The sequence below is a fragment of the Paenibacillus lutimineralis genome, from assembly GCF_003991425.1.
Lineage (GTDB): Bacteria > Bacillota > Bacilli > Paenibacillales > Paenibacillaceae > Fontibacillus > Fontibacillus lutimineralis.
This window is the reverse complement of record NZ_CP034346.1, coordinates 3,362,457-3,375,405: the sequence shown is the minus strand read 5'-3', so window position 1 is coordinate 3,375,405 and position 12,949 is coordinate 3,362,457. Positions and strand designations below refer to the sequence as shown.

12 protein-coding genes and 1 pseudogene are annotated in these 12,949 nt (G+C 43.2%); 8 read left to right on the top strand and 5 right to left on the bottom strand.

All coding sequences use genetic code 11. The features are described from left to right. Positions 1-202 precede the first annotated feature (202 nt). The gene (locus EI981_RS14785) at positions 203-958 is read right to left on the bottom strand and encodes a YheC/YheD family protein (protein ID WP_126999369.1); all 756 of its coding nucleotides are present in this window, start codon (positions 956-958) and stop codon (positions 203-205) included. 275 nt (positions 959-1,233) lie between these two features. Here EI981_RS14785 and EI981_RS14780 point away from each other — a divergent pair. From EI981_RS14780 to EI981_RS14765, 4 genes and pseudogenes are all read left to right on the top strand, one after another. Next, positions 1,234-1,353 (top strand): annotated as a pseudogene (locus EI981_RS14780) (winged helix-turn-helix transcriptional regulator); the annotation flags it as partial. A 380-nt stretch (positions 1,354-1,733) separates the two neighbouring features. Beyond that, positions 1,734-2,624 carry a UTP--glucose-1-phosphate uridylyltransferase GalU gene (galU, locus tag EI981_RS14775; protein ID WP_126999367.1) on the top strand — a complete coding sequence of 297 codons (891 nt, stop codon included), beginning with the start codon at positions 1,734-1,736 and terminating at the stop codon, positions 2,622-2,624. Beyond that, complete coding sequence (locus EI981_RS14770; RefSeq protein WP_126999365.1) at positions 2,621-3,565, top strand: GDP-mannose 4,6-dehydratase; 945 nt, start codon at positions 2,621-2,623, stop codon at positions 3,563-3,565. The genes galU and EI981_RS14770 overlap by 4 nt, the downstream gene beginning before the upstream one ends. 49 nt (positions 3,566-3,614) lie before the next feature. Beyond that, positions 3,615-4,955 (top strand): UDP-glucose dehydrogenase family protein, encoded by a 1,341-nt coding sequence (locus EI981_RS14765; RefSeq protein WP_237172624.1) that lies wholly within the window; start codon positions 3,615-3,617, stop codon positions 4,953-4,955. Positions 4,956-5,056: 101 nt separating this feature from the next. Here EI981_RS14765 and EI981_RS14760 read toward each other — a convergent pair whose 3' ends face one another. From EI981_RS14760 to EI981_RS29045, 3 genes are all read right to left on the bottom strand, one after another. After that, positions 5,057-6,499 (bottom strand): glycosyltransferase family 61 protein, encoded by a 1,443-nt coding sequence (locus EI981_RS14760; RefSeq protein WP_126999363.1) that lies wholly within the window; start codon positions 6,497-6,499, stop codon positions 5,057-5,059. After that, complete coding sequence (locus tag EI981_RS14755) at positions 6,496-7,629, bottom strand: glycosyltransferase family 61 protein (RefSeq protein ID WP_126999361.1); 1,134 nt, start codon at positions 7,627-7,629, stop codon at positions 6,496-6,498. Before EI981_RS14755 ends, EI981_RS14760 begins: the two co-directional genes overlap by 4 nt. 83 nt (positions 7,630-7,712) lie before the next feature. After that, a complete protein-coding gene (locus EI981_RS29045) occupies positions 7,713-7,853 on the bottom strand; it encodes a hypothetical protein (protein WP_162616185.1) in 141 nt (46 codons plus the stop codon). A gap of 169 nt (positions 7,854-8,022) precedes the next feature. Here EI981_RS29045 and EI981_RS14750 point away from each other — a divergent pair, with 169 nt between their 5' ends. Next, complete coding sequence (locus EI981_RS14750) at positions 8,023-8,562, top strand: GNAT family N-acetyltransferase (protein ID WP_126999359.1); 540 nt, start codon at positions 8,023-8,025, stop codon at positions 8,560-8,562. Between the two features lie 57 nt (positions 8,563-8,619). On the opposite strand, the gene EI981_RS14745 is transcribed toward EI981_RS14750, so the two are convergent. Continuing rightward, positions 8,620-9,789, bottom strand: coding sequence for a DegT/DnrJ/EryC1/StrS family aminotransferase (locus tag EI981_RS14745; RefSeq protein ID WP_126999357.1), 1,170 nt, complete (start codon positions 9,787-9,789; stop codon positions 8,620-8,622). Positions 9,790-9,991: 202 nt separating this feature from the next. Between EI981_RS14745 and EI981_RS14740 the strand changes: the two genes are divergently transcribed. The 3 genes from EI981_RS14740 to EI981_RS14730 are packed head-to-tail and all read left to right on the top strand — an operon-like array spanning position 9,992 to position 12,645. Beyond that, complete coding sequence (locus tag EI981_RS14740) at positions 9,992-10,840, top strand: hypothetical protein (protein ID WP_227011436.1); 849 nt, start codon at positions 9,992-9,994, stop codon at positions 10,838-10,840. Positions 10,841-10,869: 29 nt separating this feature from the next. Further along, positions 10,870-12,219: a fascin domain-containing protein gene (locus EI981_RS14735; RefSeq protein ID WP_126999353.1), complete on the top strand. Its 1,350-nt coding sequence runs from the start codon at positions 10,870-10,872 to the stop codon at positions 12,217-12,219. Positions 12,220-12,243: 24 nt separating this feature from the next. Then, positions 12,244-12,645, top strand: a complete 402-nt coding sequence (locus EI981_RS14730; protein WP_126999351.1) for a fascin domain-containing protein — start codon at positions 12,244-12,246, stop codon at positions 12,643-12,645. Positions 12,646-12,949: the final 304 nt, after the last annotated feature.

Genomic DNA, 12,949 nt, shown 5'->3' with positions numbered 1-12,949 from the left:
ACGGAGGATGAAGTGTAATTGACAGTGATAATCGCCTCAGACTTCGATTTTTAGATTCATGACCTTCCTCACTAGTGAAATTATCTTTGGGATGGTTTTTTTCTCATTTATTGCTGATTCAAAGGATCATTATTCGACTTGTTATACTTTTTTTATTAAAAATCCGTTCAGGGTTAATAAGGTCGATTCGTTTAACTTTATGTTATTTAAAACGTCCATAATGCTTCCCATAAGACAGAATCTTATTATATAAGCTCTGATCTTTTAATGCTTTAAGTGGATATATTTGCGGCCGAGTATTCAATTCCAGAATCCAGGGTTTCCTTTTTGAGTCAACAGCTACATCCAAGCCGAGTTCTTGGAATCCTTTGTGATGGCGATCAAAGTTTTTGCCAACGGCAACACCAAGTCTTTTGAGTTCTAACTCTAGCTGTGGGGTGTAGGTGGAGCTGAAATCGGCACCATTCATCGTCTTGCCGAATGTTCTAATGGTGCCTCCTTGATTATAATTGGTGGCTACTTTGTTGGGGTTGCCGACTTTGGTGAATAGGGCGGTGCTGACCCAATTCCCCAGTCTGGTTTTCTGGACCATAACCCGGATATCGAATGGCTTACCATTGCTTTTGGCTAAGCGAATTCCTTTTTGCAGCAGATAAGATCTGCTCCCTGCAAAGCGTTTCAGATCACGATACAATTGAGTTGTACTTGAGTACGATGTTTTAGTAGTATTCAGCTGGCTTTGGCAGCCCTTCTCTGTTTTACGAATACGGATAATATTTTTTCCGCCTGATCCATTGGTCGGCTTAAAGAAGAAATTGTTATAGTCGTCCAGCATAGAGGACAGATTTTTTTTGTTAAAAGGTAATGTGCGTGGTACGTATTTTTGGAAATAGGGATCTTTAAGTAACCACTGGGTTTTCGTCCATTTACTCTTGATGGTGGTGCTTTTATATTTCATTGTTAAGAGACTCACCCCTTGTTTTTTTGTTTAGTTTATGCCAAATAGTAGAGCGAGTCTCCATGATGGCCTTGAACCAAGGTATGAGCCCAAGACCATTTTTTATCGAATAACAAGCCGAGGAACCGCGCCTATCCAAAGCCCTACCACCCTTGCTGGGCCGACCACGGTAGCCTAGTTAGTCCGTTTGTTCCGTTTACGGAGTAACCTTGGTGATCCCGTGATCCCAAAGATCGTGATTGTAGTTCTATACATTAGTCATTTTTTTCTTTCCTTACCTCCTAGCAGAAAACCAACCGGTTCGCTTTAATGAGCTAAAAAGACAGATAGTAGCTACTACTCATAAAACATTGAGTTCACAACTCAAAGAATTGGAGGTAGATGGTATGGTGAAATAGTGAGTGGGCCAGAATACTCGAGATATCCTAGCCTTACATAAGCCAACTCATTCGAAAATGAATAAAAAATAGCCAACTCATCGGAGTTGGTTTTTTTGTGGGCATTTGTTCAAATGGAAGGTTTATTCTATTGAATCATTAGGGCCTACTCGTACCACAATATACTTTACTGGATACGAATTTGAAGTTTCGATAGAAAATTCCCTGATGATATCTCAATTTTACCCTCTTTGAAAATTATCCATTAGTTTGTGTTTTCAATAAAACATCAACGCCTTGTATTCTCGTCTATTTTCACCAAAAATAGACGATACGACTAAGGCACTATATCACACTGGACATACATTGATATGGAGTTATCGTGAAGGAGGTATCGCATGCAGATGGTTCGAAAGGCCATAATCCCTGCTGCCGGCTTAGGTACACGTTTTTTGCCGATTACAAAGGCAATTCCTAAGGAACTACTGCCAGTTATAAATAAACCTGCTATTCATTACATCGTCGAAGAGGCTGTTGCATCCGGCATTGAAGATGTCATCATTATTACTGGTCGAAATAAACGTGCTATTGAAGACTATTTTGACCATCATCCCCAGATCGAGCAAGTGTTGAAAAAAAGGGGGGATATTCGGGTACTCCAATGGATGGACGAAATCCCGAATATGGCAAATTTTCAATACATCAGACAAAACGATCCCCTTGGGCTTGGGCATGCCATTTGGACCGCCCGCAAGGCGGTGGGGCAAGAGACTTTCGCTGTTTTGTTAGCAGACATGATATTTCATAGTCAGAAGCCTTGTCTGCAGCAATTGTTAGAGAGCTACCATAAGCAGCCTGCGACTGTGATTGGTGTCCAGTCCGTAATTCCCCAAGATATTAAAAAGTTCGGAATTCTGGATGGAGAGAAAGTAAGCGACAAGCTTTACCGAATTAAGTCACTGGTGGAAAAACCTAAAAGCGATCCTCCCTCGAATCTGGCGATTATAGGCAGGTATATCCTTGAGCCACAAATTTTTGATGAACTTTCGACTCTGCCTCCTCCGAAACTTGGAGAAGAAGTACAACTTACGGACGCTTTGCGGAACCTATCACAGAAGACAACATGCTATGCTTTGGAATGTGAAGGCAACTCATACGACATAGGCGATCAAATGGGGCTGATAAAGGCCAATGTGGAGTATGCTCTGCATCATGAACTTCTAAAAAAAGAAATGCAAGGATACTTGCGAGGTATCCTCAATTCAGAGAAAAAGGGTGAAAATGCGTGAAGACCATTCTAATAACCGGGGTAGCAGGATTCCTGGGGAGTCATTTAGCAAAAGATCTGGTCGCGGAAGGAAACCGGGTTATTGGTGTAGATAATTTATCTACAGGTAAAATGTCTAACATCGATACCCTGTTGAAGAATGATAACTTTGTTTTCATCCAGGCGGATGCTTCCTCAGAAAAATGGTTGCTACTAGATTCGCTATCTGATGTGAGGGAGATTTATCACCTGGCGTCGCCTGCTTCACCTAAATATTATCAATCCGCTTCTCTCGAAACTATTTCCATCAACACTGTTGGTACTATGCATATGCTTGAACTAGCAAGACGGACTGGAGCCAAAATGCTGTATACAAGTACAAGTGAAGCATACGGAGATCCCGACGTTCATCCGCAGCCGGAGCATTACAGAGGGAATGTTAATACCTGGGGGCCCCGGGCCTGTTATGATGAATCTAAACGGCTCGGCGAGGTGTTCTGCTACGAGTATTTCCACAAGTTCCAAGTGGATATAAGAGTGGCCCGAATCTTCAATACCTATTCAGCAGGTCTGAGAAGCGACGATGGCAGGGTGATTTCTAACTTTGTTGATCAGGCTCTTACGGGCAAGGATCTAACTGTTTATGGGGATGGAATGCAAACCCGTTCTTTTTGTTATGCAGACGATACAATCCGGGGCTTGAAATTAATGATGGAGAAAGAGGCGGCTAGTGGAGAGATTATTAATATTGGCAATCCTACCGAGCACACTATTTTAGAACTAGCGGAATATATTGATCAGCTTACTGGTGGAAATTGCCGGATTACCTTCCACCCCTTGCCGATTGATGATCCCAAGCAGCGCCGCCCAAACATTGAGAAAGCCAATAATCTTCTCGGATGGGAGCCAGTTATCGATCTGAAAGAAGGCTTGCGGCGGATGATTCGGGAATATCGTCAATGAACAGAGGGGAGGAACTATGATGAGGGTTGTTTGCGTGGGATCTGGGTACGTGGGATCTGTAACAGCAGCTGCTTTTGCATTTTTGGGCCATGATACGACGGTAATTGATATTGATCCGAATAAAATTAGGATGATTCAGTCAGGGAACAGTCCCATTTATGAGCCGGAATTGGATCGGCTTATTTCCATGACAATTGAAAAAACTCTTCATGCGGAGACCGGATATGACAGTGTAAACCAGGCAGATATCATTTTTATCTGTGTGGGCACACCTTCTAAAGCGGATGGAACGGTGGATTTGACTTACGTGACACAGGTTGCTGAGCAAATTGCCCCACGCCTAAATCCGGATTCATTCACCGTGATTGTTAACAAATCGACGGTCCCTGTAGGGACGGCCGAAAGAGTTACAGCTATAGTAAAGCAAATATCAGGACTACAGGCGGGAATACACTTTTCCGTTGTCAGTAATCCCGAATTTTTGAGGGAAGGATCTGCCTTGGAAGATGTATTCTTTCCAGATCGTATCGTCATCGGCACGGAGAGCGAACAAGCAAAAATTGTAATGCGGGAGCTATACGACCGACTTTTGAAACGTCACGATTATGAACAATGGAGTGAGACCTTTTCATGTCTGAACCAACCTGATAAACCGCCAGCTATATACTTTGAGACAGACTCGAAGAGCGCTGAGATGATCAAGTATGCCTCCAACGCCTTTTTATCTGTAAAAATCAGTTATATCAATGAAGTTGCTCGTCTATGCGATGCTTTGGGAGCTCAGGTACAGCATGTTGCAAAAGGCATGGGACTTGATGATCGGATCGGTAACAAATTTCTTCAGGTTTCCAGCGGTTGGGGAGGGAGTTGCTTTCCAAAAGATACAATAGAACTTCTGTCAACAAGCCAAAAATACGGAAGAGAACTTACAGTAGTCAAAGCTGCGATCGATTCGAATCTCACAATGCATGAATATTGCGTAGATAAGATCAAAAGTCGACTCAAATCCCTAAATGGTAAAACTATAGGGATTCTGGGGCTCACGTTTAAACCAAACACAGACGATGTTAGGAAAAGCCAAGCTCAAGTCATTATTGCTAAGCTTCTTGAGCTAGGGGCTAATATAAAGGTCCATGATCCAAAAGGGATGGAAATGTTCCGGAAATTCAACATGGAATTTCCGATTATTTACTGCGAGAAGCCAGAGGAGACAGCTCAATATGCCGACGCAATTGTTCTCTTGACTCACTGGGACCAGTATCTGCAGTTGGATTGGTCTGAATTGTATAGCCGAATGAGTAATCCATATATATTGGATACTAGAAATGTGCTCCCTCGTTCTGAATTAAACCATATGGGATTTCAAGTGGAGGGACTTGGCACTTCATAAGTTTTGTTAAGGTCCCCTCCTGGTCGACAACAAGTAGGCCCATCCATTTAGATGGACCTTTGTAGTTAACAAGAGGGGACTTTTCCTTATTCCCAGGATCCTTATATTAGAATTTGGGTCAGCTTTTGTTTTAATTGATCCAAATCAACAATCAGATCCTCTTCACCATCCCATCTCATCCCATCCCAGGTTACGCCTTCACCTACCAATGAATGATAATCTAGATTGCAATGGTTGCTGATTCTCCAATAGCAATCCTTTATCCAATTAGGTGTGAAGATTTCAATAATGGATGTCCCTGGTTTACAGAAAGTGATATTCGACAGTCCTGCGCCGTGAGGTGCAACAACGACTTTGGCGTTGTTAAATAGACGGATTTGCTCATCCATACTCATTTTTTCCAGTGTATAGATTTTGAATCCGTGAGATGTCAACAGATCAATAACATCCGTTTCATTTAAGGTTCTGCGACGTGTCGCTTTCAAACGGCTGATATAAATATACTCACTTCCTTGACCCTTGACATCCAAACCGCGGTCAAACAAAAAGACCTTCCTTAAGAACTCTGACGACCATTTTGGATAACCGCGCCGTTCGGTATGTGACATCACGACTACATTGCCAGCTTTCAAGTGGAAATTTTCATGAGTCTCAATAATCTGTTCTGGATCAATGCCCAGCATTCGCAAAGACTCTTCCTGAAATGGTCTCGGGCCATCGGCATCACTATCCCAAAAAATTTTGCTTCTCGGGTTAATCACGTATTTATCCACTTTAATACCACTAAGCTGAAGTATATGCAGCCTACCCAAAACATCATACAACCAATGGAAGTAATTTTGGCTGTCTGAAAACCCCAGGGAGGCAACAGTATCTGGTGTATATAATAACGGATGTGGAGCCCATCTGCTGAAAGCTGGGTGAATCCCAAAGTTTTGGCCAATGGAAAACTCCATCGACACATCTTCAAGCAGGACGTTGTCAGGTGTAATGACAGATCCGTTGATGCCCCAAATTCTCCCTGATGGAATAACGGCAGCGAAGCTACTAGGCGAGGACACTCGAGCTTCATTAAATCGGATACTGCCATCCATATCTCGAGCTTCGAGATAAAAATCGGAAAAGCCAGGATAAAGCTCTTTGTATACTGGAGCAATCAGTCTCCCCTGTTCAGCGGACTGGCTGATCCAAGCCGGGGTGTTATCAAAACGGGAGGGAGCTATTGTGATATCGCCTTCTTCGCCGATCCAATGAGGCAAGGGTGAGTTTCGATTTTCGTTGGGCGGCTGATGATCCATTTCTTGCTCAAGAGAATGAACGGGATGATTAACCGTTGCTCTTGTGTGTCTTAATCTCTTTCTCCGTCTGAGGCGCTGTTTTCTCTTCAGTCGGAGTTTTCTCTTCAGTCGGAGCTTTCGTTCCAGTCTAATCTTCTTTATTTTTTTCAATTTCTTTTTTGATTTCGTTTTTTTCTTTTTAGCGCTTTTGGCTCGGTTTTTTTTTTCTTCAATTGTAGCGCTCTTCCGTTTCAATCGGATGCTCATCCTTTTTCCTCCTTGGATCGATTTGATTCAATGCCTGCAAGCCTAAGTAGCTGTTCCAAACCGTCGACAGGCACATAGATGTTCTGTTCAAATAAATGCTGTTGTTGCGGATCAAGATATCCATTTTCCACCATGCTATAGTAGTCTAGCTGCAGATAATTACTCATTTCCCAGTAACATACCGGCGTATAGTCACGTGCGAATATTTCTATTATTTTGGTTCCCGGATGACAGAAGGAAAGATTAGCTAACCCTGAACCGTGTGGTGCAACAATTGCAGAAGCGGAAGAAAAGGCCTCAATCTGCTGTGCAACCGTCAGATCTTCAAGCACTACTGCGGTAAATCCGTAATCATCCAGCAGACCAGTGACTTGATCCTCATTTAAAATTTTACGCTTGTTGGATTTAGAACGGCTAATATAAATTCTGTCAGCGCCTGTATGCCTAAAGTTATGTTTCTCGTACAATTCCTGTCTCATGAATTGAAAGGGCCAGCTTCCGTATTCTAGAAAAGCGTGCATGGAAATCGACGGAACAACTAACTGCTTGGCTTTCAGATTCATATTTGGATAGGTGAACAAAATCTGGTCACGGGAAATCCCGAGCATGGCAAGGGTCTCGTATTGGAATGGGGAACGAATATTTTGATTAATGACATATTTGTCGATCTTAATTCCGCTTAAGCGCAGCAGATGGATACGTGCAAGAACGTCGTATAACCAGTGGAAATAGGTTTCACTGCTGAAAAAGCTGAGGACTGCCACCGTATCGGCAATCTCAATTAAAGATCGCGGAGAGGTTGTTGTAAATGCGGGATGCTGGTCTTCAGGCATCAGCTGCAATGAGACGTCCCATAAAAGGTGATTATCAGGTGTAATCACTGATCCTTCTTCTCCCAGCACCCGTCCTTCCGGGATTACAGCAACAAAGGCTGACGGCAGCTGTTTCACGCGCTCCGGGAACAAGGGTGACTCAAGACCCTTTGACGCTGTGAAATGGAAGGTCTCGTTCGTATGGAATTCTAAAAAGATATGATCCTCTCCACGTTGGCGGCTATGTTCAACCCATTCCGCCGTCGTTTTATATAGGCCTTTCGGTGGACCGCTGTGCAGTTCAACGGCCTGCATCATCGGGTGTTTCCCGCTAGTACGATGAGGATTGAGGCGGCTCAAAACCTTCCTTTTCTTGATTGGTTGTCGCGGAATTTTATTTCTCAAAAATCTTTTTTTTTTCGTTTGGGTGTAAAACCTTGGTATTTACGAACGGTGCCTTTCTTTCGCCTATGACGTTTTTTCGCATGACGTTTTTTAATACCTTTACGGTATAAATGGATTCGCAGGCGTTGTCTGTTCAACTTTACACCTCCAATTTTATAGCCATCATATGCACAAGCAAGAGAAGAGCATATGTTACACGCCTATATCTCAGTATAATTGGCGTTTGACCATGTCAATTGGCCGGAACTAGACAAGTTCATCATGTGTATTCTGTGTTCTAAAAATGAATAAAGGCGGGATCCTCGGATGAGTACACAACTTGTGATGGAAAGAAAGCATCTCTTGAATTTAAGTAATATTGAGCTTCCTACTGGGTTTACTTTGCAAAGCTATCAACCGGGTTATGAGAAAGATTGGGAGAATATCATTCAGCAGTCGTTTGGACAATTCTTTGATTTTTCTATGATGACGAATGATCCTTCCTTTCAACCAAATCGAATTTTCTTTGTGATTTCGCCTGAAGGCGTCCCAGTATCGACTTCATCTGCATTCTGGCAGGAGAATTGGGGAGTTGACACGGGTTATCTTCATATGGTGGCGACTTATCCCGATTACAGGGGAATGGGGCTTGGTTACGCTGTGACTTTGGCTGCGATGCAGCAAATGGTTGCAGAGAACAAAACAAGAGCGGTATTGCAGACGGATGATCACCGTATATCGGCTATTAAAATGTATTTGAAGCTTGGATATGAACCCAAATTAACGGAATGGGAGCATGTTTATCGCTGGCGGCAGCTATTGCACCAGTTAGGTTTCTACGATTTGTTGAATCAACTTTTTATGTAAATCTTACAAACGAAAAACAGCCTTGTTCTGGATGGATACCAGAGCAAGGCTGTATTCTTATCCATGTTTTGCGCGAAGGACTTGACGTGTCGATTGGACGACACGATCAATATCCTTATCTGTCAATTTGGAGGACAAGGGGAGGCTGACGGTTTGTTGTCCGACTCGCTGTGCGTGTGGATAATCTTCGGGCCTCCAGCCAAAAGCAGTTTGATAAAAGGGATGTTCGGGCAGGCTCAGGTAATGAACTCCTGTGCCGATTCCAAGAGCATTCATTTGCTCCAGAAATTCATCCCTCCCTAGACCGCACTGGTTTTTATCGATCAGCAGGGTGTACAGATGATACGAATGACGGGTACCAGGAGTTGTTGAGGCTGGGAGGATAACCGGTAGGTCACCCAATTCCTGGTTATATCTGTTCCAGATGTGCTGGCGCTTTAGCCAACTCTCCTCCACCCGAGCAAGTTGATGGATACCCAAGGCCGCTTGAAGGTCTATCATATTATATTTATATCCTGGTGCTAGAACGGAATAGTGCTGAAAGCCTGAATCCGAGAAACGTTTCCACGCATCCTTGGATAGACCATGCAACCCTAGCACTTGAATTTTTCGAATATCTTCTTCGGTTCTAGCAAGAACCATTCCGCCTTCTCCGGTGGTGATATTCTTGGTGACATAAAAGCTGAAACAACCAAAGTCGCCAATAGTTCCTGCCTTCTGACCGTGGTATTCGGTCTCTACCGCATGTGCGCAGTCCTCGATTACCTTTAGTCCGTACTTAAGAGAAATGGTTATGATTTCATCCATTTCACAAGGTCTTCCCGCAAAATGTACCGGCAAGATTGCTTTGGTGTGTTCTGTTATTTTCTCTTTGATCCGCTGTGGATCAATATTCATAGTAACCGGGTCGATATCGGCTAAAACAGGGGTGGCACCGCAGTGAATGATCGTGTTGATCGTAGCACAAAAGGTCATGGGTGTTGTGATAACTTCGTCTCCTGGCCCAATCCCTGCAGTAAGAAGGGAGAGGTGGAGCGCGGCTGTACAGGAATTCAAAGCAGCTGCATGTTCCACACCCTTATATTTTTTAAAAGCATCCACAAAAGTCGCGACCTTGCCACCAGTACCAATCCATCCGGACTCAAGAGACCGAATGACTTCCTGTATTTCCTCTTTCTGAATATCAGGAGCACCGAATGAGAGAAACGGCTTATCCTCTTTAGACATTGATGTTACTCGCCTCCAATTTTACGTTCCTTTTTTGTATCAGATTCTAAAATGGAATATGGGGACACCGTTATTTGCACCAGAAGAAATGTATATTTTTCCGGCTTGATTACCATAGAAATTTCAAGAATTAGGTAAAATACTTATTTCATTCTTTTAGAATTGGCATACTTTATATAAAAGAGAGACTACAAGGAAGGGAATGACACTCATGCTTGTGACAACGATAGCGACATGGAATGAATTCGCAGAAGCCCTGCTCTTAGCGAAATCAGTAAAAGAGCATCATCCCGACGCTTCAGTCATTGTATGTCTGGCAGAGAATTCTCTACCTGAATCTGCAAGATATCCATGGATCCATCACTTTGTATTGGCAAGAGATTTGGGGATACCCGATTTTGATGCATATATGTCCCAATTTCAGGGATTTCAGCATGTATCGGCGCTTAAGGGGTATTTATTTCGTTTTTTGGCGGATGTGTATAGCGAAGAGAATGAATTCATCTATCTGGATGCTCGGATGCTGGTAGTCAGTCCTTTACTAGAATTAAGGTCAATGTTGTCTTCATCTACGATTGTATTGACCCCGCACTTTCTAGCACCTTTTCCCCGTACAAATTGCTCACGGGAGGTTCAGGTGTTGGAGGAAGGCACTTTTCATGCGGGAATGATAGGCATAACAAGGACACAAGAGTTGGGTCGCCTATTGAACTGGTGGATTCGGGTGATTCGGGAGTTTAGTGGTCAGGATGATTATGGTGGAAATCAGCCCGATCAGAAATATTTGAATTTGATCCCATCCTTGTTTCAGGCGGCCATTCTCAGACATCCCGGCTACAATGTCGGATTCTGGAACATTCACGAACAGGAGCGATTTATATTGAATAGATGGAGATATACTGTAGGATCAGAAAGTCTCCGCTGCTTCAATTTTAATAACTATTACTCCAGCTTGACGAATGCAATGGAAGCTCTTTTCTCTCATAATGCGTCCATTTATCAATTGTGGGCACAGTATTCAAATGCCTTACAACAATTGAAGTCCGGTTGATTGCTCTGGTCAGAAAGGAAGGTGGCAGGATGATTATCTCGACAGTAACGGCAGCCAACTATCTCCACAGGGCAAAGGTTATGGCTCGCTCAGTCAAGCGGCATATGCCTGACGCTAAAGTTGTGGTTTGTCTTGTAGAGAAGGATATGATTCAGGATGCGGTGAATGTGCCGTGGTTTGATGAAATTGTTTTAGCGAAGGATCTTGGCATTCCACATTTTCCGCAGCTTATGCTTAAATATAATGTCCTCGAAGCCATTTGCGCGGTCGTCACCCTATTTTACTCCTTCTTGTTGAATCGTTTTCCTTCAGAAAAATACTTTATCCATCTGGATTCTGACGTCCAGGTCATGAATCGCTTTGATGACTTGATCCGAGCGCTGGATGAGAAACCGATTGTACTTACACCTCATTTTATTAACAGTGATTATTTCAATTTCACCACTACACGTTACGGTGTATATAACGCGGGTTTCTCAGCCATAAGACGTTCGGGTGAAGCCAAGCGGTTTGTTCATTGGTGGGGGGAACGAAGTTATGATCTAGGTTTTGTGGATTACATCCATTTTGCCAATCAAAAGTGGTTGGATCTTGCACCCGGTTTCTTTGATGTGTGTTCTTTTCAGCACCCCGGTTATAATATGGCCTTTTGGAATATCCATGAGCGCAACCTTGAATATCAGGATGGAAGGTACCTTACTAATGGATTGCCTGTTTGCTTTTTTCATTATTCAAACTCATGGATTCAAAATTACTTGGAGGGCAGCCCGGATCCGGGATCGCCTCTCTATCAAATGGTTTCCGCCTATTTGCTCGAATCGATTGAACTGGGCCAGTATGCGATAAGCAAGACACCATGGAGTTATAATTATTTTGATCATGGAGGAACGGTTGAGTCAATCAGGAACCAGGTGAGGTCAAACCCCGGACTTGCCTTCAAATTGCCGGATCCTTTCAAGGGATCGCATCACAGTCTATTATCAGATGACGTATTCGGCCTACAGGCGCTTGTCAACCAGTTGTGGGTTGCCGCAGAGAACGGAGGTAACCTTCCATTAAGTGCGAACCGGTATCATGTTGGTCCATGGGAGAATTTTAGGCTGATCCATTTGGATGGGGACAGAATCGCTCTTCAGTCTCTTGCCAATCATAAATATGTCACTGCAGAACATGGGGGAGAGGGCGAGCTCATCGCGAATCGTGATCATATCGGCTCATGGGAAACCTTCCAACTCTTGGATTATGGTGAAGGTCGCTCTGCCTTAAAATCTATAGCTAACGATAAATTTGTAACGGTAGAATCTGAGGGACCGTGCACGCTTCTGCCCAATGCGACTGAAGTCGGGTTAAATCAATTATTTTATATCTCAAAGTTGTAAGTTGTGAATAGGGGAGGGGTATGTATGGCTATTAAAGTTTCATTGCGTTCTGTGGATGGACTGTATTACATGAGTGCAGAAGGAGGGGGTGGAAGAGAGATTGTGGCCAATCGAAGAAGTGTAGGTCCATGGGAGACATTCTGGTTGCATTTTGCTGACCTCTGGAGCGATATTGTGTACTTCAAAACATTTGATAATCAGTATGTTCTGACCGCTGAAAATGGCGGTGGTGACCTTATCGTGGCTAATCGACATCAGGTCGGCCCCTGGGAACTATTTAGGATTGATAATTTTGCGAATAATCTCATTTCTCTGCAGGCAAGCAGCGGACATTATGTATGCTTCAATCAAGGTGGCAACGATCTTGTCATTGCGAATAGAAATGAACGTGGACCATGGGAATCCATCATTATAGAGTTGTTATAATTACAAAATTTATTCATTTTAGCGGAGGTCAAGTCAAGTGCGAATTTCGATGTAAGTTAAAGCCCGCACTGATCAATTTGACTCTAGTAATCGTGTATAGTAACATAAAGTTATATTTACTAAGGAGAGATGTTGATGTCGGCGGTAGTTCTTAACTAACCAAATTCCATACTTGAAGTTTTCAACAGTCCTTGGGACCAATTGCTGATATAGCATGGTTTTTTTGTGATGGGATTTTTGAAGGCTTCGGAATTAGTTAAGAACAGCGGATAATAATCAAAGCCTTAGTGCTGCCTATTGTTAT

Coding starts and splice junctions, on each gene's coding strand:
- galU (WP_126999367.1), top strand. CDS start 1,734: ATGCAGATGGTTCGAAAGGCCATAATCCCTGCTGCCGGCTTAGGTACA.
- EI981_RS14760 (WP_126999363.1), bottom strand. CDS start 6,499: ATGAGCATCCGATTGAAACGGAAGAGCGCTACAATTGAAGAAAAAAAA.
- EI981_RS14730 (WP_126999351.1), top strand. CDS start 12,244: ATGGCTATTAAAGTTTCATTGCGTTCTGTGGATGGACTGTATTACATG.
- EI981_RS14745 (WP_126999357.1), bottom strand. CDS start 9,789: ATGTCTAAAGAGGATAAGCCGTTTCTCTCATTCGGTGCTCCTGATATT.
- EI981_RS14735 (WP_126999353.1), top strand. CDS start 10,870: ATGATTATCTCGACAGTAACGGCAGCCAACTATCTCCACAGGGCAAAG.
- EI981_RS14785 (WP_126999369.1), bottom strand. CDS start 958: ATGAAATATAAAAGCACCACCATCAAGAGTAAATGGACGAAAACCCAG.
- EI981_RS14750 (WP_126999359.1), top strand. CDS start 8,023: ATGAGTACACAACTTGTGATGGAAAGAAAGCATCTCTTGAATTTAAGT.
- EI981_RS14740 (WP_227011436.1), top strand. CDS start 9,992: ATGACACTCATGCTTGTGACAACGATAGCGACATGGAATGAATTCGCA.
- EI981_RS14755 (WP_126999361.1), bottom strand. CDS start 7,629: ATGATGCAGGCCGTTGAACTGCACAGCGGTCCACCGAAAGGCCTATAT.